The 22518-nt window shown below is 65.9% G+C and carries 20 protein-coding genes and 1 tRNA gene; 1 reads left to right on the plus strand and 20 read right to left on the minus strand.

Annotated features, from left to right (window positions below):
* Positions 1-51: 51 nt before the first annotated feature.
* From E8M01_RS32965 to E8M01_RS33060, 20 genes are all read right to left on the minus strand, one after another.
* Positions 52-1740, minus strand: coding sequence for a ribonuclease J (locus E8M01_RS32965; RefSeq protein WP_136964041.1), 1689 nt, complete (start codon positions 1738-1740; stop codon positions 52-54).
* A complete protein-coding gene (locus E8M01_RS32970; protein WP_136964042.1) occupies positions 1733-2515 on the minus strand; it encodes a biotin--[acetyl-CoA-carboxylase] ligase in 783 nt (260 codons plus the stop codon). The genes E8M01_RS32965 and E8M01_RS32970 overlap by 8 nt, the downstream gene beginning before the upstream one ends.
* Before the next feature lie 4 nt (positions 2516-2519).
* Positions 2520-3956: an NADH-quinone oxidoreductase subunit NuoN gene (nuoN, locus tag E8M01_RS32975; protein WP_136964043.1), complete on the minus strand. Its 1437-nt coding sequence runs from the start codon at positions 3954-3956 to the stop codon at positions 2520-2522.
* A gap of 13 nt (positions 3957-3969) precedes the next feature.
* The gene (locus tag E8M01_RS32980) at positions 3970-5493 is read right to left on the minus strand and encodes an NADH-quinone oxidoreductase subunit M (RefSeq protein ID WP_136964044.1); all 1524 of its coding nucleotides are present in this window, start codon (positions 5491-5493) and stop codon (positions 3970-3972) included.
* Positions 5493-7517 carry an NADH-quinone oxidoreductase subunit L gene (gene nuoL, locus E8M01_RS32985; protein WP_136964045.1) on the minus strand — a complete coding sequence of 675 codons (2025 nt, stop codon included), beginning with the start codon at positions 7515-7517 and terminating at the stop codon, positions 5493-5495. Before nuoL ends, E8M01_RS32980 begins: the two co-directional genes overlap by 1 nt.
* A gap of 7 nt (positions 7518-7524) precedes the next feature.
* Positions 7525-7833 (minus strand): NADH-quinone oxidoreductase subunit NuoK, encoded by a 309-nt coding sequence (gene nuoK, locus E8M01_RS32990; protein WP_136964952.1) that lies wholly within the window; start codon positions 7831-7833, stop codon positions 7525-7527.
* Between the two features lie 5 nt (positions 7834-7838).
* Complete coding sequence (locus tag E8M01_RS32995) at positions 7839-8444, minus strand: NADH-quinone oxidoreductase subunit J (RefSeq protein WP_136964046.1); 606 nt, start codon at positions 8442-8444, stop codon at positions 7839-7841.
* A gap of 161 nt (positions 8445-8605) precedes the next feature.
* Complete coding sequence (gene nuoI / locus E8M01_RS33000) at positions 8606-9094, minus strand: NADH-quinone oxidoreductase subunit NuoI (RefSeq protein WP_136964953.1); 489 nt, start codon at positions 9092-9094, stop codon at positions 8606-8608.
* Positions 9095-9219: 125 nt separating this feature from the next.
* Entirely contained in the window at positions 9220-10239 is a 1020-nt protein-coding gene (gene nuoH, locus E8M01_RS33005; protein WP_136964047.1) for an NADH-quinone oxidoreductase subunit NuoH, read from the minus strand.
* A gap of 4 nt (positions 10240-10243) precedes the next feature.
* Complete coding sequence (gene nuoG / locus E8M01_RS33010; RefSeq protein WP_136964048.1) at positions 10244-12319, minus strand: NADH-quinone oxidoreductase subunit NuoG; 2076 nt, start codon at positions 12317-12319, stop codon at positions 10244-10246.
* Positions 12320-12480: 161 nt separating this feature from the next.
* The gene (locus E8M01_RS33015) at positions 12481-13611 is read right to left on the minus strand and encodes a hypothetical protein (RefSeq protein ID WP_136964049.1); all 1131 of its coding nucleotides are present in this window, start codon (positions 13609-13611) and stop codon (positions 12481-12483) included.
* 71 nt (positions 13612-13682) lie between these two features.
* The gene (gene nuoF, locus E8M01_RS33020; RefSeq protein WP_136964050.1) at positions 13683-14984 is read right to left on the minus strand and encodes an NADH-quinone oxidoreductase subunit NuoF; all 1302 of its coding nucleotides are present in this window, start codon (positions 14982-14984) and stop codon (positions 13683-13685) included.
* 4 nt (positions 14985-14988) lie between these two features.
* A complete protein-coding gene (nuoE, locus tag E8M01_RS33025) occupies positions 14989-15732 on the minus strand; it encodes an NADH-quinone oxidoreductase subunit NuoE (RefSeq protein WP_136964051.1) in 744 nt (247 codons plus the stop codon).
* Positions 15733-15756: 24 nt separating this feature from the next.
* Positions 15757-16044, minus strand: coding sequence for a hypothetical protein (locus E8M01_RS33030; protein WP_136964052.1), 288 nt, complete (start codon positions 16042-16044; stop codon positions 15757-15759).
* Positions 16041-17225, minus strand: a complete 1185-nt coding sequence (locus E8M01_RS33035) for an NADH-quinone oxidoreductase subunit D (protein WP_136964053.1) — start codon at positions 17223-17225, stop codon at positions 16041-16043. The genes E8M01_RS33030 and E8M01_RS33035 overlap by 4 nt, the downstream gene beginning before the upstream one ends.
* Positions 17226-17237: 12 nt before the next feature.
* Positions 17238-17843, minus strand: coding sequence for an NADH-quinone oxidoreductase subunit C (locus tag E8M01_RS33040; protein WP_136964054.1), 606 nt, complete (start codon positions 17841-17843; stop codon positions 17238-17240).
* 18 nt (positions 17844-17861) lie between these two features.
* Positions 17862-18443, minus strand: coding sequence for a NuoB/complex I 20 kDa subunit family protein (locus E8M01_RS33045; RefSeq protein WP_136964055.1), 582 nt, complete (start codon positions 18441-18443; stop codon positions 17862-17864).
* Between the two features lie 41 nt (positions 18444-18484).
* Positions 18485-18850, minus strand: coding sequence for an NADH-quinone oxidoreductase subunit A (locus E8M01_RS33050; protein ID WP_136964056.1), 366 nt, complete (start codon positions 18848-18850; stop codon positions 18485-18487).
* A gap of 147 nt (positions 18851-18997) precedes the next feature.
* A complete protein-coding gene (locus E8M01_RS33055) occupies positions 18998-19753 on the minus strand; it encodes a hypothetical protein (protein WP_136964057.1) in 756 nt (251 codons plus the stop codon).
* Positions 19754-20102: 349 nt separating this feature from the next.
* Positions 20103-20179: transfer RNA gene (locus tag E8M01_RS33060), tRNA-Asp, on the minus strand.
* A gap of 329 nt (positions 20180-20508) precedes the next feature.
* On the opposite strand from E8M01_RS33060, the gene E8M01_RS33065 reads away from it, so the two are divergent.
* Positions 20509-22488 carry a methyl-accepting chemotaxis protein gene (locus E8M01_RS33065; protein ID WP_170182181.1) on the plus strand — a complete coding sequence of 660 codons (1980 nt, stop codon included), beginning with the start codon at positions 20509-20511 and terminating at the stop codon, positions 22486-22488.
* Positions 22489-22518 lie beyond the last annotated feature (30 nt).

A 22518-nucleotide genomic window follows, 5' to 3' on the forward strand; every position in this document is an offset into this window, starting at 1 on the left:
CGCCGCCGGCTTTCACCGGCCCTTGCACGACATGCGCCGCGACCGAGGCGCTTATACCGTGATGACCAGCACGTGGCACATCGGCTTTTTGCCCCATCGGCCGTTCAGCGTACCCCGGATGGTCTTGGTGACGCTTTCGCGGACCGCTTCCGGATCGCGCCGGCGCGCCTTGGGCAGCGTCTCGATGCAGTCGAGCACGGCATCGCCGATGAGATCGCCGAGATCTTCGCCGAGCGCGTCGGTCTCGGGGATGCCGGCCATGTCGAGCTCGATATCGCCGACCAGATGGCCGCGCTCGTCCATGGCGAAGGCCACCGAGACGATGCCGGCAAAGGCGAGCTTGCGCCGTTCGGGCACCGCCCGCGCCGCCTCTTCGACCAGCAGCATGCCGTCCTTGAACAGCCGCGCGGCGGGAATGGCGTCGACCACGTCGGGCTCGCCCGGCGCCAGCCGAATGACATCGCCGTCAGAGGCCAGAATGACGTCCTTCACGCCCATGCGCTTGGCGAGCGCCGCGTGTTCGGCCAGATGCAGCGGCTCGCCATGGACGGGAATGGCGATCGCGGGGCGGACCCAGCGATACATCTGTTCCAGTTCGCCCCGGCGCGGGTGGCCGGAGACATGCACCAGGCCGTCGCGATCGGTGATGATCTTGATGCCCTGCTTGACCAGGCCGTTGACGATATTGCCGACCGCCTTCTCATTGCCCGGAATGGTGCGCGACGAGAAGATCACCGTGTCGCCCGGCGTCAGCGTCACCTCCGGATGATCGTCCGTGGCGACACGCGCCAGGGCCGCGCGCGGCTCACCTTGGCTGCCGGTGAGAATGGCGACCACCTTGTCGCGCGGCAGGTAGCCGTAGGATTCGGCCCCGACAAAAGGCGGCAGCCCGTCGAGCATGCCCTGTTCGCGGGCGATATTGACCACCCGGTCCATGGCGCGGCCGACCAGCACGACCTGCCGGTCGCAGGTCAGCGCGGCCTGGGCGACCGAGCGGATGCGCGCGACATTCGAGGCGAAGGTGGTGACCGCCACCCTGCCCTTCGCCTTGGCGATGATCTTGGCGAGTTCGACCGCCACGTCGGTCTCGGACGGCGACTGGCCTTCGCGAATGGCATTGGTGGAATCGCCGATCAGCGCCAGCACGCCCTCGTCGCCGATCGCGGTGAACCGCGCCTCGTCGGTCTTGTCGCCCAGCACCGGATTGGTATCGATCTTCCAGTCGCCGGTGTGGATGACCGTGCCGAGCGGCGTGCGGATGGCAAGCGAGGTCGATTCCGGGATCGAGTGGGCGACCGCGATCATCTCGACCTCGAACGGCTCGAGCCGGATGCGTTCACCCGGCCGCACCACATGGAGCGGCACCTTGGGCGAGCCGGAATCGCCGAACCGTTTGGCCTCCAGCATGGCGGCGGCAAACGGCGTCGCGTAGATCGGGCATTGCAGCCGCGGCCAGAGGTCGGCCACCGCGCCGATATGGTCCTCATGGGCATGGGTGATGATCAGGCCCTTGAGATGTTTGCGCTGCTCTTCGATGAAGCGCGGATCGGGCATGATCAGGTCGACGCCGGGCAGATCGGGACCTGCAAAGGCGACGCCGCAATCGACCGCCAGCCAGTCCTTCCGGTGCGGCGCGCCGTAACCGTAGAGCGACAGGTTCATGCCGATCTCGCCGACGCCGCCGAGCGGAACGAAGACCAGTTCCGGGCTGTTGCCCTGCGATCGCGGTTGTTTAGCCATGGTGGTGCACCGTCTTTTCCGGTGCCAGCAGCACCTCGCCGGCGGTGATCAACTGACGGCCATCCGGCGTGTCGAGGATCAGCCGGCCGTGGGCGTCGAGCCCTGTGAATATGCCTTCGGCGCGCTTGCCGTCGGATTGAATGACCAGAGGCCCGCCGAGACCGGCGGCGCGCGCCAGCCAGCCGGCGCGGATCTGGGCGAAACCCTCGCCGCGGTTCCACACCGCCAGCGCCCGGACCATGGAGGCGCTCAAGGCCTCGAACAACTGGTCGCGGCCGACGGCAAACCCCTTTGCCGCAAACGAGGTGGTTGGATAGGGCGTATCGACCGGGTGATGGGCAACGTTGACGCCAATGCCGATCGCCACCTGGGTGGTGGCGGCCCGCGTCGTCGCCTCCACCAGCATGCCGACGACCTTGGCGCCGCCGAGCAGCCCGTCATTCGGCCATTTCAGCCGGAACTGGTCGAAAGCGTCCGGGACCACTGCCAGGAGCGCGTCGTCGACCGCCAGCGCGGCGACGAAACAGAGTTCGGCGATATGGGCGACCGGCGCCGGATCGACCAGCAGGAGCGAGGCGAACAGATTGCCCTTGAGCGACGTCCAACTGCGTCCGCGCCGGCCGCGACCGGCGGTCTGCCGGTCGGTGACGAACCAGGTCGGCCGGGTTTCGCCCTCGGCCGCCCGTTGCAGCGCGACCGCATTGGTCGAGCCGATCTCGTCGAACGTTTCGAGGCGGTACCCCGCCGCCGCCGCTGCTTGCGCGAGCTCTGTCACCGGATCAGAACAGCGACCGGGCCGCGGCGCCCGCGGCCGCGACCAGTGGCGCGGGATAGACGACGAACAGCACGACGAACAGGGCCGAGACCGCCAGCACTACCTTCAGCTCGGTCGCCATCGGCTCGAACGGCGCCGCCGGTTCGTCGAAATACATCAGCTTGACGACCCGGAGGTAGTAGTAGCAGCCAACCACGCTCGCCAGCACGCCGAGCACGGCGAGCGTATAGAGCTTGGCCTCGATCGCGGCGGCGAAGACGTAGAACTTGGCGAAGAAGCCGGCGAGCGGCGGGATGCCGGCCAGCGAGAACAGCAGTGCCGCCAGCGCCGCCGCCATGAACGGGTTGGTGCGCGACAGGCCGGCGAGGTCGTCGATCGTCTCGATCGAGCCTTCCTTGCGGCGCATGGCGATGATGCAGGCGAAGGTGCCGAGCGTCATGATCATGTAGATGGCGATATAGATGGCCACGCCCTGCACGCCATTGGCCGTGCCGGCGGCGAGACCGACCAGCGCGAAGCCCATATGGCCGATCGAGGAATAGGCCATCAGGCGCTTGATATTGGACTGGCCGATGGCGGCGAACGAACCGAGCGCCATGGAGGCGATCGAGACGAACACGACGATCTGCTGCCATTGCGGCGCAGCCGTCGGGAAACCGTCGATCATCGCGCGGACGAACAGCGCCATGGCGGCGACTTTCGGGCCGGCGGCGAAAAAGGCGGTCACCGGGCTCGGCGCGCCCTCATAGACGTCGGGCGTCCACATGTGGAACGGCACGGCCGAGATCTTGAAGGCAAGGCCTGCCATCAGGAAGACCAGGCCGAAGATCAGCCCGAGGCCGATCGTGCCGGTCTTGATCTGGGCGGCGATGCCGGGCAGCGACACCGTGCCGGTGAAGCCGTAGATCAGCGAGCAGCCATAGAGCAGCATGCCCGACGACAGCGCGCCGAGGACGAAATATTTCAGGCCGGCTTCGGTCGAGCGCTCGTTGTCGCGGTGGAACGAGGCGATGACGTAGAGCGCCAGCGACATCAGCTCGAGGCCCATATAGAGCGCGATCAGGTCGTTGGCCGAGATCATGATGCCCATGCCGGTGGCCGACAGCAGCACCAGCACGGGAAACTCGAAACGGTCGATGCCTTCGCGCTTGAAATAGTCCCAGGACAAGAGCAGCGCCGCGGCGGCGCCGACAAAGGCCAGGACCTTCATGAACTTGGCGAAGCCGTCGAGGATGAAGGAGCCGCCGAAGGTCAGCCGCGGCGCGCCGCCGATCCAGGTCACGGCAACAGCCGCGACGACCAGCAGCACGATGCCGGCGACGGTCACCGACCCGGCCGATTTCTCGCCGGTGAAGACGCCGAACATCAACAGCGCCATGGCGCCGATCGCCAGGATCAGTTCCGGCAGCACCGGGGCGAGATCGAGAAGCGGAGCGTTCATCGTATTGGCTCCGTCAGCGCGGCAGAACGGCGGCGGCCTTGCCGGCCGCGGCGTTCGCCTGATTGTAGGATTCGACGAGCGCGTTCACCGCCACCTCGGATGTGTTCAGGACCGGCGCCGGGTAGAAGCCGAGCACGATGGTCAGCACCACCAGCGGCAGCAGGATCGCCAGTTCGCGCCGGTCGACATCGGTGATGGTCTTCAACGACGGCTTGTCGAGCACGCCCCAGATCACCTGGCGATAGAGCCAGAGCGCGTAGCAGGCCGAGAAGATCACGCCCGAGGTTGCCAGGAAGGCGACCCAGGTATTGGTCTTGAACGTGCCGACCAGCGTCAGGAACTCGCCGACGAAACCGGATGTGCCGGGCAGTCCGACATTGGCCAGTGTGAACACCATGAAGACCACGGCATAAATCGGCATGCGGTTGACCAGCCCGCCATAGGCGGCGATCTCGCGGGTGTGCATGCGGTCGTAGACGACGCCGACGCAGAGGAACAGCGCGCCGGAGACGATGCCGTGCGACACCATCTGGAACACCGCGCCCTGGATGCCCTCGGCATTGCCGGCGAAGATGCCCATGGTCACGAAGCCCATATGGGCAACGGACGAATAGGCGATCAGCTTCTTGATGTCCTCCTGCATCATGGCGACCAGCGAGGTATAGACGATGGCGATCACCGAGAGCGTGAAGACGAAGGGCGCGAAGAAGGTCGAGGCCTCCGGGAACATCGGCAGCGAGAAGCGCAGGAAACCGTAGCCGCCCATCTTCAGGAGCACGCCGGCGAGGATCACCGAACCGGCGGTGGGGGCTTCCACGTGGGCATCCGGCAGCCAGGTATGCACCGGCCACATCGGCATCTTCACCGCGAAGGACGCGAAGAAGGCGATCCACAGCCAGAACTGCATGTTGCGGCTGAACAGCGTCGGGCCGACCCTCAGGAGCTCGACGATGTCGCTGGTGCCGGCGGTCCAGATCATCGCCATGATGGCCAGCAGCATCAGCACCGAGCCGAGCAGCGTGTAGAGGAAGAACTTGAACGAGGCGTAGATGCGCCGCTTGCCGCCCCAGATGCCGATGATCAGGAACATCGGGATCAGGCCGGCCTCGAAGAACAGGTAGAACAGCACGATGTCGAGCGCGCAGAACACGCCGACCATCAGCGTCTCCAGCACCAGGAAGGCGATCATGTATTCCTTGACGCGCTTATCGATCGCTTCCCACGAGGCCAGGATGCAGAACGGCATCAGGAAAGTGGTCAGGATGATCAGCGGCAGCGAAATGCCGTCAATGCCCATGCGGTAAGAAATGACGCCGCCGAGCCAGCCGGCCTTCTCGACGAACTGGAACTCCGCCGTCGAGGCGTTGAACAGGTAGAGCGGGATCAGCGACAGCCCGAAGGTCACCAGCGTCGTGAACAGCGCGATCATCCGGATATTGCGCTTGGCGGCTTCGTCCTCGCCACGCACGGAGAACACCAGCAGCGCGCCGAGCAGCGGCAGGAAGGTGATGATCGACAGGATCGGAGCGTTCGACATCAGTGCAATCCGCCCGAGAACATGAACCAGGTGGCGAGCGCGGCGACGCCGATCAGCATGGCGAAGGCGTAGTGATAGACGTAGCCGGTCTGGATCCGGACGACGCCGCGGGTGACGTCGACGACACGGGCGGCGACGCCGTCGGGGCCGAAGCCGTCGATCAGCCAGCCGTCACCCTGCTTCCAGAAGAACCGGCCGAGAGCGCGGGCCGGCCGCACGAAGATGCGGTCGTAGAGCTCGTCGAAATACCACTTGTGCAGGAGGAACTGGTACAGCGCCGGGTGACGCCTGGCGAGCTGGCCGGGCATCTCCGGATGCCGGATATACATGTACCAGGCGAGCACGAAGCCGAAGGCCATCATGACGAAGGGCGTCCACGGCACCCAGCCCGGCACGTGATGGAACTCGTCCATGATGTGGTTGTCCGGGCGGAAGAACAGTGACTCGCGGAAGAACTTCTCGACCCCGTGATGGTCGGCGAACTGGTAGGCGAAGACGACACCTGCGAACACCGCGCCGATCGCCAGGAGGACGAGCGGGATCAGCATGACCGCCGGGCTCTCGTGCGGCTGGTGGTCGTGGCCATTGCCGGGCTCATGGCCGATCCCATGCTCTTCCTCGTCATGCGCGTCGTGACCATGGGCGCCGTGGCCATTGGCCCAGCGCGGCTTGCCGTGGAAGGTCATGAAGATCAGGCGCCAGGAATAGAACGAGGTCATGGCCGCCGCGACCACCGTCAGCGCGAAGGCATAAGGCCCCATGACATTGTGCGAGGCATAGGCGACCTCGATGATCGCGTCCTTCGAATGGAAGCCGGCGAAGCCGACATGCAGGAAGGGAATGCCGAAGCCGGTGAGCGCCAGCGTGCCGATCAGCATCATCGCATAGGTGACTTTGATGTGCGGCGCGAGCCCGCCCATGTTCCGCATGTCCTGCTCGTGATGCATCGCGTGGATGACCGAGCCGGCGCCGAGGAACAGCAGCGCCTTGAAGAAGGCGTGGGTGAACAGGTGGAAGATGCCGACCGAATAGGCACCGGCGCCGAGCGCCACGAACATGTAGCCGAGCTGCGAACAGGTCGAATAGGCGATGACCCGCTTGATGTCGTTCTGCACCAGGCCGACGGTCGCCGCGAAAAAGGCGGTGGTGGCGCCGAAGAACATGACGACCGAGAGCGCGGTCGGCGAATATTCGAACACCGGCGACAGGCGCGCCACCATGAAGACACCGGCGGTGACCATGGTCGCGGCATGGATGAGGGCTGAGACCGGCGTCGGGCCTTCCATGGCGTCCGGCAGCCAGGTGTGCAGCAGGAACTGCGCCGACTTGCCCATGGCGCCCATGAACAAGAGCAGGCAGACCACGGTCAGCGCGTCCAGCTGATAACCGAGGAACTCCATCTTCTTGCCGACGAGGCCCTGGGCCGCGCCGAAAATGGTGTCGAGCTCGATCGAGCCGGTCAGCTTGTAGAGGCCGAAAATACCGAGCGCGAAGCCGAAATCGCCAACCCGGTTGACGATGAAGGCCTTCATCGCGGCGGCATTGGCCGAAGGCTTCTGATACCAGAAGCCGATCAGGAGGTAGCTCGCCAGGCCGACGCCTTCCCAGCCGAAGAACATCTGCAAGAGGTCGTCGGCGGTCACCAGCATGAGCATGGCGAAGGTGAACAGCGACAGATAGGCGAAGAACCGCGGCCGATGCGGATCCTCGTTCATGTAGCCGATCGAATAGAGGTGGACCAGGAAGGAGACCGAGTTGACCACCACCAGCATGACCGCGGTCAGCGTGTCGATGCGCAGCGTCCAGGACACTTCCAGCGCGCCGGCGGAAATCCACGGGAACAATTCGATGCTGGCGGTCTGGCCGCCGAACCCGACCTGGACGAAGGCGACCCAGGACAGCAGGGCGGAAATGCCGAGCAGGCTGGTGGTGACGATTTCCGAGCCGCGCGCGCCGATGGCGCGGCCGAACAGCCCGGCGATCAGGAAGCCTACGAGCGGCAGGAAGACGATGGCTTGATACATGTCCCCGTCAGCCCTTCATCATGTTGACGTCTTCGACCGCGATCGACCCGCGGTTGCGGAAGAAGACCACGAGGATGGCCAGCCCAATGGCGGCCTCGGCGGCGGCAACCGTGAGCACCAGCAGCGCGAAGACCTGGCCGACGATGTCGCCCATATGGGTCGAGAAGGCGACAAAATTGATGTTCACCGCCAGCAGGATCAGCTCGATCGACATCAGGATGACGATGATGTTCTTGCGGTTGAGGAAAATGCCGAGAACGCCGAGCGTGAACAGGATCGCGGCGACCGAGAGGTAGTGCGAAAGACCGATCGTCAGCATGGTCAGACCCCCTGCCCCGACTTGACCTTGACCACCTCGATGGCGGTCTCCGGCGTCCGCGCCGACTGCGCCGCCGGGTCCTGCCGCTTGACCCCGACCTTGTGGCGCAGCGTCAGCACGATGGCGCCGATCATGGCGACCAGCAGAATCAGGCCAGAGACTTGGAAATAGAACAGATATTTGGTGTAGAGCACCTGTCCGAGCGCCTCGGCATTGGTGACATTGGTCGGGATCGCCGCGACCACGGTGCGCGCCGAGCCGCCGCCGATGGTCCAGGAGCCGAGCACCATCAAGAGCTCGGCCAGGATCACCAGGCCGAGCAGCACGCCGACCGGCAGATATTGCAGGAAGCCCTGGCGCAGCTCGGCGAAATCGACGTCGAGCATCATGACGACGAACAGGAACAGCACCGCCACCGCGCCGACATAGACCACGACCAGGATCATGGCGAGGAACTCCGCCCCCATCAGCACGAACAGTCCGGACGCGTTGACGAACGCCAGGATCAGGAAGAGCACGGAGTGCACAGGGTTGCGCGCGGCGATCACCATGAAGGCGGAGGCCACGAGCACGGCTGCGAATAGGTAAAAGAAGAGACCGGCGAGCATGCTGCCCCTTTGCCCCGTTCCTGTTCTCGATGACGGTTGGGACTCGAAGGTCCGCGCGCGCCGTTCTTAAAGTCCAAGTTGGAACCCGTCCAGACAGCAAAGCCCGGACGCATCCCTCACATTCGCTTATGACCGCGCGGCAAGGCCGCCCGGCCGGACCGTCACCGGTAGGGCGCGTCGAGCGCCTGGTTGGCGGCGATCTCGCGTTCCCACCGGTCGCCATTGGCGAGCAGCCGGTCCTTGTCGTAATAGAGCTCTTCGCGGGTTTCGACGGCGAATTCGAAATTCGGTCCTTCGACGATCGCGTCGACCGGGCAGGCTTCCTGGCAGAAGCCGCAATAGATGCACTTCACCATGTCGATGTCGTAACGGGTGGTGCGGCGCGTGCCGTCATTGCGGCGCGGGCCGGCCTCGATGGTGATCGCCTGGGCCGGGCAGATCGCCTCGCACAGCTTGCAGGCGATGCAGCGCTCCTCGCCGTTCGGATAACGGCGCAACGCATGCTCGCCCCGGAAGCGCGGCGAAATCTGGCCCTTCTCGAAGGGATAGTTGATGGTCGCCTTCGGCTTGAAGAAATAGCGCATCGACAGGAAGAACGCCGAGACGAACTCCTTCAGGAATATCGCCTTGGCCACCTGGTCGAGCCGCATTGCCGACGCCATGGGACCTCTCCTCGGAGGGCTCGGGCGCAACCGCGACCGGGCCGGAACATCACAACCGGTCAGCCGTTGGTACCGGCCGACCGAACTTGAAACCTTGGGCGAGCCGGACGCCGTTACGGCGCCCAGCCGGTGATCTGCAGCGTTGCCGCCACGATGACCACCATGGCGAGCGAGATCGGCAGGAACACCTTCCAGCCGAGCCGCATCAACTGGTCGTAGCGGTAGCGCGGCACGAAGGCCTTCACCATGGCGAACATGAAGAAGACCATCGACACCTTGAGCACGAACCAGACCACGCCCGGCACCCAGGTGAAGGGCGCGAATGGGAACGGCGGCAGCCAGCCGCCGAGGAACAGGATCGTGGTCAGCGAACACATGGTCATGATCGCCACGTATTCGGCCAGCATGAACATCATGTAGGGGGTCGAGGCATATTCGACCATGAAGCCGGCGACCAGCTCGGATTCGGCTTCCGGCAGGTCGAAGGGCGGCCGGTTGGTCTCGGCCAGCGCCGAAATGAAGAAGATCACGAAGACCGGGAACAGCGGCAGCCAGAACCAGCCGAACAGGCCGATGCCCTTGTCCTGCGCCTTGACGATGTCGCTGAGGTTGAGCGACCCGACGCAGAGCAGCACGCAAATGATCACGAAGCCGATCGAGACCTCGTAGGACACCATTTGCGCCGCCGAACGGAGCGCGCCGAGGAACGGATATTTCGAGTTCGACGCCCAGCCGCCCATGATCACGCCATAGACGCCGAGCGACGACACCGCGAAGATGAAGAGGACGCCGACATTCAGGTCGGCAATGGCCCAGCCGTCGGCGAGCGGGATCACCGCCCAGGCGGCCAGCGCCAGGATGACGCTGACCAGCGGCGCCAGCAGGAACACGCCCTTGTTGGCGCCGGACGGGATCACCGGCTCCTTGAAGACGAATTTCAGAAGGTCGGCGAAGGACTGCAACAGCCCGAAGGGACCGACGACGTTCGGCCCCCGGCGCAACTGCACCGCCGCCCAGATCTTGCGGTCGGCGAGCAGGATGAAAGCGACGAAGACCAGCAACGCGACCATCAGCACCAGGCTTTGGATCGCGATCAGCAGCAGCGGCCAGAGATTGGTCCAGAAGAATTCCATCGTCTCACTCCGCCGCGATTGCGGCCGGACCGCGCGCCAGCGCCGAACATTCCGCCATGGTGGCGGAGGCCCGTGCGATGGGGTTGGTCAGGTAGAAATCGTCGATCGCGACCTTGAACGGCTGCGGTTCGATGGCGCCGCCCCTGGCGGCCAGCGCCGCCAGCGGTGCGGCATCGACCGTGCCGAGCGAACCGACCCTGAGCGTGCCGGGATGATCCCGGCCCATGGCGGCGCGCAGCGCGCTGAGCGAATCGAACGGCAGCCTGGCACCGAGCACATCCGACAGCGCGCGCAGGATCGCCCAGTCTTCCTTGGCCTCGCCCGGCGCGAAGCCGGCGCGGTTGATCGCCTGGACCCGGCCCTCGGTATTCATCGTCAGGCCGGACTTCTCGGTATAGGTCGCGCCCGGCAGGATGACGTCGGCGCGGTGTGCGCCGCGATCGCCATGGGTGCCGATATAGACGACGAAGGCACCGTCGGCGATGTCGATCTCGTCGGCCCCGAGATTGAACAGCACGTCGACGCCGCCCTTGGCCATGGCCTGGGCATCGAGGCCGCCCGCGCCCGGCACCAGGCCGAGATCGAGCGCGCCGACGCGCGCGGCCGCGGTGTGCAGCACGGCAAAGCCGGTCCAGCCGTCCTTGACCGCGCCGACCGTAACAGCCGCATGGGCTGCCAGCGACAGGACGGCGGCGCCGTCGGGCCGGGTCAGGGCCCCCTGCCCGACAATGATCAGCGGCTTCTGGGCCGCCCGCAGCACCTCGGCGAACGAATGTTTGCCGGCGACGATGTCGGCGAGCGTGTCGGGACCGGCGCCGAGATAGTCGTAAGCGTAGGTGAGATCGACCACCTCGCCGATCACGCCGATCTTCAGGTTGCCCATGCGCCAGCGCTTGCGGATGCGCGCATTGACCAGCGAGGCTTCCTTGCGCGGGTTCGAACCGACGATGAGGATGGCGTCCGCCTCCTCGATGCCGGCAATGCCCGGATTGAACAGATAGGAGGCGCGGCCGAAAGCCGGATCGAGCTTGGTGCCGTCCTGCCGGCCGTCGAGATGGACCGAACCGAGGCCGGCGATCAGGCCTTTCAGCGCATACATTTCCTCGAGCGTCGCCAGGTCGCCGGCGACAGCGCCGGTCTTGGCGCCGCCGACCGCCTTCACCTGCGCCGCGATCGCCGCGAAGGCCTGGCTCCAGGAGGCCGGCACCAGGCGGCCGTTCTGACGCAGATAGGGCCGGTCGAGGCGCTGGGTGCGGATGCCGTCGGCGACATGGCGCGTCTTGTCCGAGATCCATTCCTCGTTGACCGCCTCGTTGAGGCGCGGCAGCACGCGCATCACCTCGCGGCCGCGGCTGTCGACCCGAATGGCCGAGCCGACCGCGTCCATCATGTCGGTCGATTCGGTCTTCTGCAGTTCCCAGGGGCGGGCATTGAAGGCGAAGGGCTTGGAGGTCAAGGCGCCGACCGGGCAGAGGTCGACGACATTGCCCTGCAGTTCCGAGGTCATCGCCTGTTCGAGATAGGTGGTGATTTCGGCATCTTCGCCGCGGCCGATCAGGCCGAGCTCGGAAATGCCGGCGACCTCGGTGGTGAAGCGGACGCAGCGCGTGCAGTGGATGCAGCGGGTCATCACCGTCTTGACCAGCGGGCCGATATATTTGTCTTCGACCGCCCGCTTGTTCTCGTGATAGCGCGACTTGTCGACGCCATAGGCCATGGCCTGGTCCTGCAGGTCGCACTCGCCGCCCTGGTCGCAGATCGGGCAATCCAGCGGGTGGTTGATGAGCAGGAACTCCATCACCCCTTCGCGCGCCTTCTTGACCAGCGGCGTGCGGGTGTTGATGACAGGCGCCTCGCCGTTCGGGCCCGGGCGCAGGTCGCGGACATTCTGCGCGCAGCTGGCGATCGGCTTGGGCGAACCCTTCACCTCGACCAGGCACATGCGGCAATTGCCGGCGATCGACAGTCGCTCGTGGTAGCAGAAGCGCGGAATCTCGGCGCCAGCCGCCTCGCACGCCTGCATCAGCGTGTATTCGGCCGGAACTTCGATCTCTTGCCCGTCGACGATCAGCTTCGTCATCGGCCTTCCCATTCGGTCGGTTCAGGCCGCGCCGGGGCGCGACCTTGTGATGTCAGTCCGGCGGCCGCGGGCGCCTCATGCGGCCCGCGATCGCCCGGTCCCTATCCCATCCGCAGCCCGGCTCCAAGGTCGTTGGACCTCAGGCCTGACCGCCGATGCGTTCAAATCTCGCCCGGACCCTTCGCCGGTTCCCGGCGCGGGGTCTTGGCCTTGTCGCTGGTCGCGGCGGGAGCCGCTGCCGGCGTGTCGTCCTGGATCGACACTTTGGCCAGCGAAATCCCCTTCGCCGACGCCTGGGTCTTGATCTCGGCCGGCGCGGCCGGAGCCTTGGCCGCGGGGGCCTTCGGTTCGGCCTTGGCCTTGGCCGCTGCCGATTTCGGCTTCGGCGGCGTGCCGCCCGGCGTCGTCGGCTTCGGCGGAGCGCCCGGCGAAGCGGGTTTCGGCGGCGTGCCGGCCGGCTTCGGCGCGGCTTCGGCCGGAATGGCTGCGGATGCGACCTTGGCTACGGCTTCGGCGGCCGCCGGCGTCTTTGCCACCGTCTTCGACGCGGTCTTAGCCGCGGCCGATTTCGGCTTCGGCGGCGAGCCGCCAGGGGTCGTCGGCTTGGGCGGCGCACCGGGCGATGCCGGCTTCGGCGGCGTACCGGCGGGCTTCGGCCCGGCAACCTCGAGCGGCGGCGCGACGACGGCAGGCGTCACCACCGGAACCTCCGCCACCGGCGCGACCGCGACCGGCACGGGCGCCACGGGTGCCGCGACAACCGGCATTGCCGCGACCGGCGCGGGCGCCGCGGGTGCGGCGACAACCGGCACTGCCGCGATGGTCTCGACCTTGGCCGGCGCTTCCGCGACCGGCTTCGGCGCCTCCACCACGCTGGCGGCCGGAGCTGCCTTCGCCACAACCGGCGCGGGCTTCGACCTGGCCAGCCTCGCCTTGACGATCTCCGGCTTGACGATCTCGGGTTTGATCACCCTGGCCTTGACCACTTTCGGCTCGGCCACCCTGGCCGTCAGCGGCACGACGTCGGGCACCACGGTCAGATGCGGCACGGCAAGCTTCGCCTTGACGGCCGTGTCGGCGTTCGCCGCCTTGCCCGTCCCCGTCCCCGTCCCCGGCATGAACGCCCGCATCAGACCGATGCCGACGCCCCACAGCGCCACCCAGCCGGTCATTGCGATCGTCATCGGCAGCACGGCCGCGGCGACCGCCGGCCCTGCCAGCTCTTCAGCGGCCCGATAGGTCCTGGGCCTGTCCTTCAACTTTGCATTCACGTCCACGACCGGAAGCGACATGGCTTTCACCCTGTTCTCGTTGCGCACATGCACTGCGGCCTTGAAGGACATTTCCCCGTTGCTCGCCTTGATTATTCCGCCGCAATCGGAAGACGGTCCGGATGCGGGTTCGCGGCATAGGCGTCGATCTTCTTTTCGATCTCACCGCGGAAATGACGGATCAGGCCCTGCACCGGCCACGCGGCGGCATCGCCCAGCGCGCAGATGGTGTGACCTTCGACCTGCCCCGCGACGTCGAGGAGCATGTCGATCTCTTTCTTGTGCGCGCGGCCCTCGGACATGCGCGTCAGCACGCGCCACATCCAGCCGGTGCCCTCGCGGCACGGCGTGCACTGGCCGCAGCTCTCGTGCTTGTAGAAATAGGAGATCCGGGTGATCGCCTTGACCACATCGGTCGACTTGTCGAGCACGATGACGGCCGCGGTGCCGAGACCGGATTTCAGCGCGCGCAGCGCATCGAAATCCATCGGCGCGTCCCAGATCTCGTGGGCCGGCACCAGCGGCACCGAGGAGCCGCCGGGAATGACTGCCAGAAGATTGTCCTTGCCGCCGCGAATGCCGCCGCAATGTTTCTCGACCAGTTCGGAAAACGGGATCGACATCGCCTCTTCGAACGTCGCCGGCTTGTTCACGTGGCCGGAGACGCAGAACAGCTTGGTGCCGACATTGTTCGGCCGGCCGAAACCGGCGAACCAGGCCGCGCCGCGGCGCAGGATGGTCGGCACGACGGCAATCGATTCGACATTGTTGACCGTGGTCGGGCAGCCGTAGAGGCCCATATTGGCCGGGAATGGCGGCTTCAGCCGCGGCTGGCCCTTCTTGCCCTCGAGGCTTTCCAGGAGCGCCGTCTCCTCGCCGCAGATATAGGCGCCGGCGCCGTGATGCACGTAGAGGTCGAAGTCCCAGCCGTTCTTGTTGCCCTTGCCGAGCAGGCCCGCGTCATAGGCCTCGTCGATGGCGCGCTGCAGCGCCTCGCGTTCGCGGATGAATTCGCCGCGCACATAGATATAGCCGACATGGGCGCCCATGGCGCAGGCCGCGATCAGGCAACCCTCGACCAGCGTATGCGGGTCGTTGCGCAGGATCTCGCGGTCCTTGCAGGTACCGGGCTCGGATTCGTCGGCGTTGACGACCAGATAGCTCGGCCGGCCATCCGACTGCTTCGGCATGAACGACCATTTCAGGCCGGTCGGGAAGCCGGCGCCGCCACGGCCGCGCAGGCCCGAATCCTTGACCTGCTGGATGATCCAGTCGCGCCCATGCGCGATGAACCCCTTGGTCCCGTCCCAATGGCCGCGGGCGATGGCGCCCTTCAGGCTCTTGTCGTGGAAGCCATAGATATTGGTGAAGATGCGGTCCTTGTCGGCGAGCATCATCTCACTCCTTCACGGACGGCTTGTCAGCCGCCGACGTCTTGGTGGTCGCCTTCTTGGCCGGGGCCTTCTTGGCCGCGGCCTTCTCGGCGGCCGGCCTGTCGGCAACCGCCTGATCGCCCGGGCTCGCCGCGTTGAACGGCAGGTCGTGCAGCGTCAGCGCGCCACCGGCGGGCTCGGCGCCATGGCGGCCGTTCTGCGGGCCGGGCGTCGCCTTTTCGCCACGCGCGAAGGCATCCAGCACCTTCTCGAAGCTTTCCGGCGTCAGGTCTTCATAGGTATCGGAGAACACCTGGATCATCGGCGCGTTGACGCAGGCGCCGGCGCATTCGACCTCTTCCCAGGAAAACGCGCCGTCATCCGACAGATGGAACTGGTCGTGATGGATGCGCGACTTGCAGATCTTGATCAGGTCTTCGGCGCCGCGCAGCATGCAGGGCGTGGTGCCGCAGACTTGGACATGCGCCTTGGTGCCAACCGGCTGCAGCTGGAACATGGTGTAGAAGGTGGCGACCTCGAACACCCGGATATAGGGCATGCCCAGCATGTCGGCGATATATTCGATCGCCGCCTTAGGCAGCCAATAGGCATGCTGCTCCTGGGCCCGCCACAACAGTGGGATGACGGCGGAGGCCTTCCGCTCGACCGGATATTTGCCCATCGTTTCCGTCGCCCAGGCAAGGTTCTCCGCCGTGAAGGCGAAGGAGGCCGGTTGGACCTCGTCAGGGGCAAGTCTGCGGACGCTCATCGGTCGATGCTCTCGTGATTGTCGTCAGTTCAGCGGAATGCAGGGAAGCGCCGTCAGCCGCGCCGGCGGATCCGACTGGTTGGTTCCCCGTGCGCCGGTGACGACGCAAATAAAAGCCCTGGCGCCCTGCTGCACGGTCAGCACCACCTCGCCCGGCCGGCCATTATTGGTCGAGGACGAGATCGCGAAGCCCGAATTGATCAGTTCGCCGAGCGGCTTGCCCGCGGCCATGTCGAGCGCCTGGGCCCGGACCTCGGAACCAACCGACAGGACCGTCATGAACGACATCGCCAACAGGCGCATGACTGTCATCGATCGACCTCCCCGAAGACGATGTCGATCGAGCCCAGGATCGCCGACACGTCGGCCAGCATGTGGCCCTTGCACAGGAAGTCCATGGCTTGCAGATGGGCAAAACCCGGCGCCCGGATCTTGCAGCGATAGGGCTTGTTGGAGCCGTCGGCGACCAGATAGACGCCGAACTCGCCTTTCGGCGCCTCGACCGCGGCATAGACCTCGCCGGCCGGCACGTGGAAGCCTTCGGTATAAAGCTTGAAGTGGTGGATCAGCGCTTCCATCGAACGCTTCATCTCGCCGCGCTTCGGCGGCACCACCTTCTGGTCCTTGGCGGAGACCGGCCCCGGCGTCTCGCGCAAGAGCCTGGTCACCTGCTTCATGATCTTGACCGACTGGCGCATCTCTTCCATGCGGATGAGATAACGGTCGTAGCAGTCGCCGTTCTTGCCGATCGGTATGTCGAAATCGAGCTCGGCATAACATTCATAGGGCTGCGACTTGCGCAGGTCCCAGGGCGTGCCGGACCCGCGGATCATCACGCCGGAAAAACCCCAGGCCCAGCATTCCTCGATCGACACGACGCCGATATCGACATTGCGCTGCTTGAAGATGCGGTTCGGCGTCAACAGCGCGTCGAGGTCGTCGACCACCTTCAGGAACGGGTCGCACCAGGCTTCGATATCGTCGACGAGCTTCACCGGCAGGTCCTGGTGCACGCCGCCGACGCGGAAATAGGCCGCGTGCATGCGCGAGCCGGAGGCGCGCTCGTAGAAGATCATCAGCTTCTCGCGCTCCTCGAAGCCCCAGAGCGGCGGCGTCAGCGCGCCGACATCCATGGCTTGCGTGGTGACGTTGAGAAGATGCGACAGGATGCGGCCGATTTCGCTGTAGAGCACCCGGATCAGCTGGGCCCGGCGCGGCACCTCGATGCCGAGCATCCGCTCGATCGCCAGACAGAAGGCATGTTCCTGGTTCATTGGCGCGACATAGTCGAGCCGGTCGAAATAGGGGATCGCCTGCAGATAGGTCTTGGTCTCGATCAGCTTTTCGGTGCCGCGATGCAGCAGGCCGATATGCGGATCGACACGCTCGACCACCTCGCCGTCGAGCTCCATCACCAGGCGCAGCACGCCGTGGGCCGCCGGGTGCTGCGGGCCCCAGTTGAAGGTGAAATTACGGATATCGTGTTCGCCCATCTCGATCTCCGCTCAATTCGCCTTGGATTTCTCGTCGCCGGGCAGCACGTAATCCGTACCCTCCCATGGTGACAGGAAGTCGAACTGGCGGAATTCCTGGGCAAGCCGGACCGGCTCGTAGACGACCCGCTTCTGCTGGTCGTCGTAACGCACCTCGACGAAACCGGAGGTCGGAAAGTCCTTGCGCAGCGGATGGCCGTCGAAGCCGTAATCGGTCAACAGCCGGCGCAGGTCCGGGTGCCCGGTGAACAGCACGCCGTAGAGATCGTAGGTCTCGCGCTCGAACCAGACGGCGCCGGGGAAAACCGGCGTGATCGAGGCGACCGGCGTGGTTTCGTCGGTCTGCACCTTCACGCGGACGCGCGTGTTCTGCTTCGGCGACAGGAAGTGGTAGACCACGTCGAAACGTCTGGCCCGGCCGGGATAGTCGACGCCGCAGACGTCGATGATGTTCCAGAACTGGCAGCGCGCGTCGTCGCGCAGGAAGGTCACCACCTTGGTGATCTCGCTGGCTTCCGCCGTCAGCGTCAGTTCGCCATAGGCCACCGTCGCGCCGGTGACGGCGCCAGCAAGGGCCTTGGCGATGTAGTCGCCGAGATCGTTCAGCGTCCCGTCCATTCGATACCCCTGCCCGTCTCAGCGCTCGATCGTGCCGGTGCGGCGGATCTTCTTTTGCAGAAGCAGCACACCATAAAGCAGCGCTTCCGCGGTCGGCGGGCAGCCCGGCACATAGATGTCGACCGGCACGATGCGGTCGCAGCCGCGCACCACCGCGTAGGAATAGTGGTAATAGCCGCCGCCATTGGCGCAGGAGCCCATCGAGATGACGTAGCGCGGCTCGGGCATCTGGTCGTAGACCTTGCGCAGCGCCGGCGCCATCTTGTTGGTCAGCGTGCCGGCGACGATCATCACGTCCGACTGGCGCGGCGAGGCGCGCGGCGCGAAGCCGAAGCGCTCGACGTCGTAGCGCGGCATTGACAGCTGCATCATCTCCACCGCACAGCAGGCCAGCCCGAAGGTCATCCACATGAGCGAGCCGGTGCGCGCCCAGTTGATCAGGTCGTCGGTGGCGGTGACGATGAAGCCCTTGTCGGCGAGCTCGTTATTGATGCCGGAGAAGAACGGATCGGCCGAACCGATGGGCTTGCCATCGAGGCCGAGCAGGCCTTTGGGTGCCGGAGCAACGATCGGATCGCCGCGGTCGAGGGCGGTTGCCATGGATCAGAACCTCAATCCCAAACGTCTCAAGTCCGAGCGCCTCAATCCCATTCCAACGCGCCCTTCTTCCACTCGTAGACGAAACCGATCGTCAGGACGGCGAGGAAGGACATCATCGACCAGAAACCGAACCAGCCGACCGATTTGAAAGCCACGGCCCAGGGGAACAGGAAGGCGACTTCCAGGTCGAAGATGATGAACAGGATGGCGACGAGATAGAAGCGCACATCGAACTTCATGCGCGCGTCGGCGAAGGCGTTGAAGCCGCACTCATAGGCCGACAGCTTTTCCGGGTCGGGATTCGAATAGGCGATCAGGAACGGGGCAACCAGCAGCGCCAGCCCGATGACGGTGGCAAGGGCGATGAAAATAACGAGCGGCAGATAGTCGTTCAGAAGCTCGTTCACTGGCTGCTCTCCACGCCTCGATCGCAGGTTTGCCGGCCCGCGTGCGACATTTGCCCCGTGCCTTACTCCCTCGCTTGTTGCGGTGCAAGCAGCCGAGGCCGCAGAGGGATCACATTCCTTAGAAACGTTATGAGGAAAACGCAGAGCTCAGAAATCAGCGCGCAAACCAAGCTGCGGAACGATCAGCCAGCGCGAATATCGCACCTCCGGCGCGCTCGACCAGCGATTCTCGTAGGCCAGGAATGCCGAGACCTGCATGCCCTTGCGGATCTCGTAACGAGCGCCGACCGAGACATTGGCGACCACGTCGTTGCGTGTCGTGGTCCAATGCGGCACGTGGCGGTGGTCGATCCTTGACACGAAGACCAGGTCGAGTTGGGGGTTGATCCGGTAATACAAGGGCAGCGCGATCTGAACCTTCGAGCGTTCCTTCTCGGAATCGGTCGAGAACCGGTAAGCCAGCATGATCCGCGGCGATATCGACCAGGGCGTGCCCTCGAACACATAGCTGCGCGACAGCTGGGTCTGAAATTCCAGCCCGGTCGACGAATAGCTGTTGAACAGCCCGTCCCAGGACGGTGTCGCCTCCATGGTCCCGGACCATGAGATGTCGCCGAAATTCCTGGAAATGCTGATGCCGCCGGAAAAGCCGGATGCGCCGATGACGAAGGGACGACCGGCAAGCCCCAATTGCGTCAGCACGTAGGATTCGACCGACGTATCGGCGTCGATCTGCCGGCGCATCGCGAGGCGTATGCCGGGAACCACCACAAAATTCGGCGGCCGCCCGTCAAAAGTGTCGATGTCGGGGAAATCGAACTCGGCGGCCGACGCCGGCGATACCGTCATGATCGCGAGAATCGCCCATGCGGCGACGCGGCAAATGCCCTTCAGGTCTCGCATGATGCCGCGCCCCCTTGGCCCAACGCAGCCCGACGAAGACCCGAAACTGGCCGAGTTGGGCGCGCCGCTCAAGCGCTCGCCGCTGCCATCCCACAGGTTCCTGGCCGCGTCAGTGCGCGAGCCGCCGGCCAGCGCCCGGCGCCATCAGGATCAAAGCGAGAACGTGAAACAGAAGCGGTACCATATTAAGGACAATTGTGCGGATTGTCAGACAAGGCGCGCGGCGCGGCACTTTTGATCCGCCGGAGCAGGTCGCAGGTTGCCCTGGCACGTAAGCTCGACGGCAAACGGTTGCGCCACCCCTCCCCGAGGCAGCACAGGCAAAATCCAGTGATTTCAAGGGGAAGAGTGGCGCGGGCGACGGGACTCGAACCCGCGACCTCCGGCGTGACAGGCCGGCACTCTAACCAACTGAGCTACGCCCGCGCGGTCTCGGCGGTTTGTGCCGCCGAGGTCGCGGTGGATAAGGGAGCACCCGGACCATGTCAAGGCGGATCGACGCCATCCTGTGCACATAGTTTGCCGCCGGCCCCGTCTGCCCCCGGCCGGCAGTGTAGGCGACGGCGCGAGCAAGCCCATGTGCCGCCTGCCGGACCGGCCTTGGCGGCGGCTGAACACGCCAGCGCACAACGCCCTGCGAACCCGCCACGAAGAATAAAATTCTCCGCCAATGAACTGATTGTTAACTGCAAATCCGCGTCATTGGCCCGGGGATGAAATGCAGGCGCCGCCTGACGGCGCGGGGGTTGGGGTCCATGGCTTTGAGCGACGTTTTCAAGCTCCGCACGATCGGGGCGAAACTGATGCTGTCGATGACGGCGACCGCCCTGCTGGCGGCCGCCGCGGTTGGCTTCGCCGGCTATAAGCAGCAGCAGTCGCTGAGCAAGCTGGCGATCGAGGCCGCACTCATCCAGCGCTACGAGGCCATTGTCGCGGCCATGGCCGAACAGGGCCAGCGGGCGCTCGGCACCGCCTTGTCGATCGCCAACGACCCGCGCGTCGGCGAGGCCTTCAGCAAGGACGACCGCCCGGCCCTGCTCAACCGCTTCAAGACGCTGTCGACGTCGCTGCGCGGCGATCTCGGCCTGGCGCTGATCTCGTTCCAGAAGACCGACGGGGCGAATCTCGCACGCGTCCATGCCCCGGACGCCCATGGCGACAACGTGCTCGCCCGCCGGCTGATGATTCGCGACGCGATCCGGTCCGGCCGCACGCTGGTCGGCATCGAGCCGGGCCGCGACAATATCAGCATCTTCGCCAGCGTCCCGACGCTGCACGAGGGCGCGGTGGTCGGCATTACCGATATCGGCGCCGTGCTCGGTGCGCAGTTTCTCGACGATCTCAAGCGCCGCTTCAATGTCGACGTCGCCATGCACCTGGTCCAGGACGGCAAGGTCAATACGCTCGGCGCGACCTTCACCGACAAGACGCTGCTGGACGCAGGCGCCCATCAGGCGGCGCTCGCCCGCCCGACCGAATGGCGCGAGGCGACGCTCGGCGGCCATCCGGCGGCGGTCCTCGCCGGCCCCCTGAAGAACTATTCGGGCACGCCGATCGGCACGGTGGAGGTGGCCCTCGACACCAGTGCCTTCGTCGCCGCCCGCGATCAGGCCATGATGGTGCTGCTCGCCGTGCTCGGCGCCGTGGCGGCCGCCGGCGTGGGGGTCGCGCTCATGCTGACCCGCCATCTCGGCCAGCCGATCCGGGCGCTCAACCAGACCATGCTGGCGCTGGCCGGCGGTGACCACGGCCGCGCGGTGCCCTCGACCGGCCGCAGCGACGAGATCGGCGCCATGGCCCGCTCCGTCGAGGTGTTTCGCACCAATGCCATCGAGCGCGAGCGGCTCGAGGCCGATACGCTGAGCGATGCCGCGGCGCGCCGGGCGCGCCAGGTCAAGGTCGACGCGCTGGTCCGCGACTTCAGCGATTCGATCGGCGCGGTGCTGCAGGGCGTCGGCGACAATGCCCGGCAGATGGAGGCGACCGCCCGCACCCTCACCGGCATTGCCGCCTCCGCCTCGGGCCAGGCCAATGACGCCGCCGGCGCGTCCAAGCAGGCTTCCGCCAATGTCCAGTCGGTGGCGGCGGCTTCCGAAGAGCTGTCGGCCTCGATCAACGAGATCGCCGCCCAGATCGCCCAGACCAACGACGTGGTGGTCCGGGCCAGCCGGGAGGCCGAAGGCGCCAACGAGCGGGTCAAGGCGCTGGCCGATGCCGCCGGCCGGATCGGCCAGGTGCTCGGCCTGATCCGCGACATCGCCGAACAGACCAATCTGCTCGCCCTCAACGCCACCATCGAGGCGGCGCGCGCGGGTGAAGCCGGCCGCGGCTTTGCCGTGGTCGCCAGCGAAGTGAAGTCGCTCGCCGGCCAGACCGCCAAGGCGACCGAAGAGATCGCCGCGCAGATCAATTCGGTGCAGCAGGAGACCGGCACGGCGGTGAAGACCATCGAGGCGATCGCCGGCACCATGGGCGAAGTGGCAAGTTATGCCGCGGCGGTTGCGGCAGCGATCGAGCAGCAGCGCGCCGCCACCGGCGAGATCTCGCAGAACGTCCAGGCCGCCGCCACCGGAACCGCCCAGGTGGTCGACAATATCACCGGCGTCACCGAGGCCTCGGGCGAGACCAACCAGTCGGCCGAGCAGGTGCTGGTGGCCGCCCGCAGCCTGTCGGAGCAGGCCGGCTCGCTCGGCCGCTCGATCGAGAACTTCCTGAGCGAAGTGCGGGCCGCCTGAGCCGGCGCGCCCTGCCCCGACCAGTCAGGC

This window comes from Phreatobacter stygius (genome assembly GCF_005144885.1).
Lineage (GTDB): Bacteria > Pseudomonadota > Alphaproteobacteria > Rhizobiales > Phreatobacteraceae > Phreatobacter > Phreatobacter stygius.

Coding starts and splice junctions, on each gene's coding strand:
- nuoI (WP_136964953.1), bottom strand. CDS start 9,094: ATGCGGCTCGACCAGGTGGCCAAGGCGATATTCCTGAAGGAGTTCGTC.
- E8M01_RS33045 (WP_136964055.1), bottom strand. CDS start 18,443: ATGGCAACCGCCCTCGACCGCGGCGATCCGATCGTTGCTCCGGCACCC.
- E8M01_RS33030 (WP_136964052.1), bottom strand. CDS start 16,044: ATGACAGTCATGCGCCTGTTGGCGATGTCGTTCATGACGGTCCTGTCG.
- nuoE (WP_136964051.1), bottom strand. CDS start 15,732: ATGAGCGTCCGCAGACTTGCCCCTGACGAGGTCCAACCGGCCTCCTTC.
- nuoL (WP_136964045.1), bottom strand. CDS start 7,517: ATGTATCAAGCCATCGTCTTCCTGCCGCTCGTAGGCTTCCTGATCGCC.
- E8M01_RS33035 (WP_136964053.1), bottom strand. CDS start 17,225: ATGGGCGAACACGATATCCGTAATTTCACCTTCAACTGGGGCCCGCAG.
- E8M01_RS33065 (WP_170182181.1), top strand. CDS start 20,509: ATGGCTTTGAGCGACGTTTTCAAGCTCCGCACGATCGGGGCGAAACTG.
- E8M01_RS33015 (WP_136964049.1), bottom strand. CDS start 13,611: ATGTCGCTTCCGGTCGTGGACGTGAATGCAAAGTTGAAGGACAGGCCC.
- nuoN (WP_136964043.1), bottom strand. CDS start 3,956: ATGAACGCTCCGCTTCTCGATCTCGCCCCGGTGCTGCCGGAACTGATC.
- E8M01_RS32965 (WP_136964041.1), bottom strand. CDS start 1,740: ATGGCTAAACAACCGCGATCGCAGGGCAACAGCCCGGAACTGGTCTTC.
- E8M01_RS33040 (WP_136964054.1), bottom strand. CDS start 17,843: ATGGACGGGACGCTGAACGATCTCGGCGACTACATCGCCAAGGCCCTT.
- nuoG (WP_136964048.1), bottom strand. CDS start 12,319: ATGACGAAGCTGATCGTCGACGGGCAAGAGATCGAAGTTCCGGCCGAA.
- E8M01_RS32980 (WP_136964044.1), bottom strand. CDS start 5,493: ATGTCGAACGCTCCGATCCTGTCGATCATCACCTTCCTGCCGCTGCTC.
- nuoF (WP_136964050.1), bottom strand. CDS start 14,984: ATGCTCGCCGACAAGGACCGCATCTTCACCAATATCTATGGCTTCCAC.
- E8M01_RS32995 (WP_136964046.1), bottom strand. CDS start 8,444: ATGCTCGCCGGTCTCTTCTTTTACCTATTCGCAGCCGTGCTCGTGGCC.
- nuoH (WP_136964047.1), bottom strand. CDS start 10,239: ATGGAATTCTTCTGGACCAATCTCTGGCCGCTGCTGCTGATCGCGATC.
- E8M01_RS33055 (WP_136964057.1), bottom strand. CDS start 19,753: ATGCGAGACCTGAAGGGCATTTGCCGCGTCGCCGCATGGGCGATTCTC.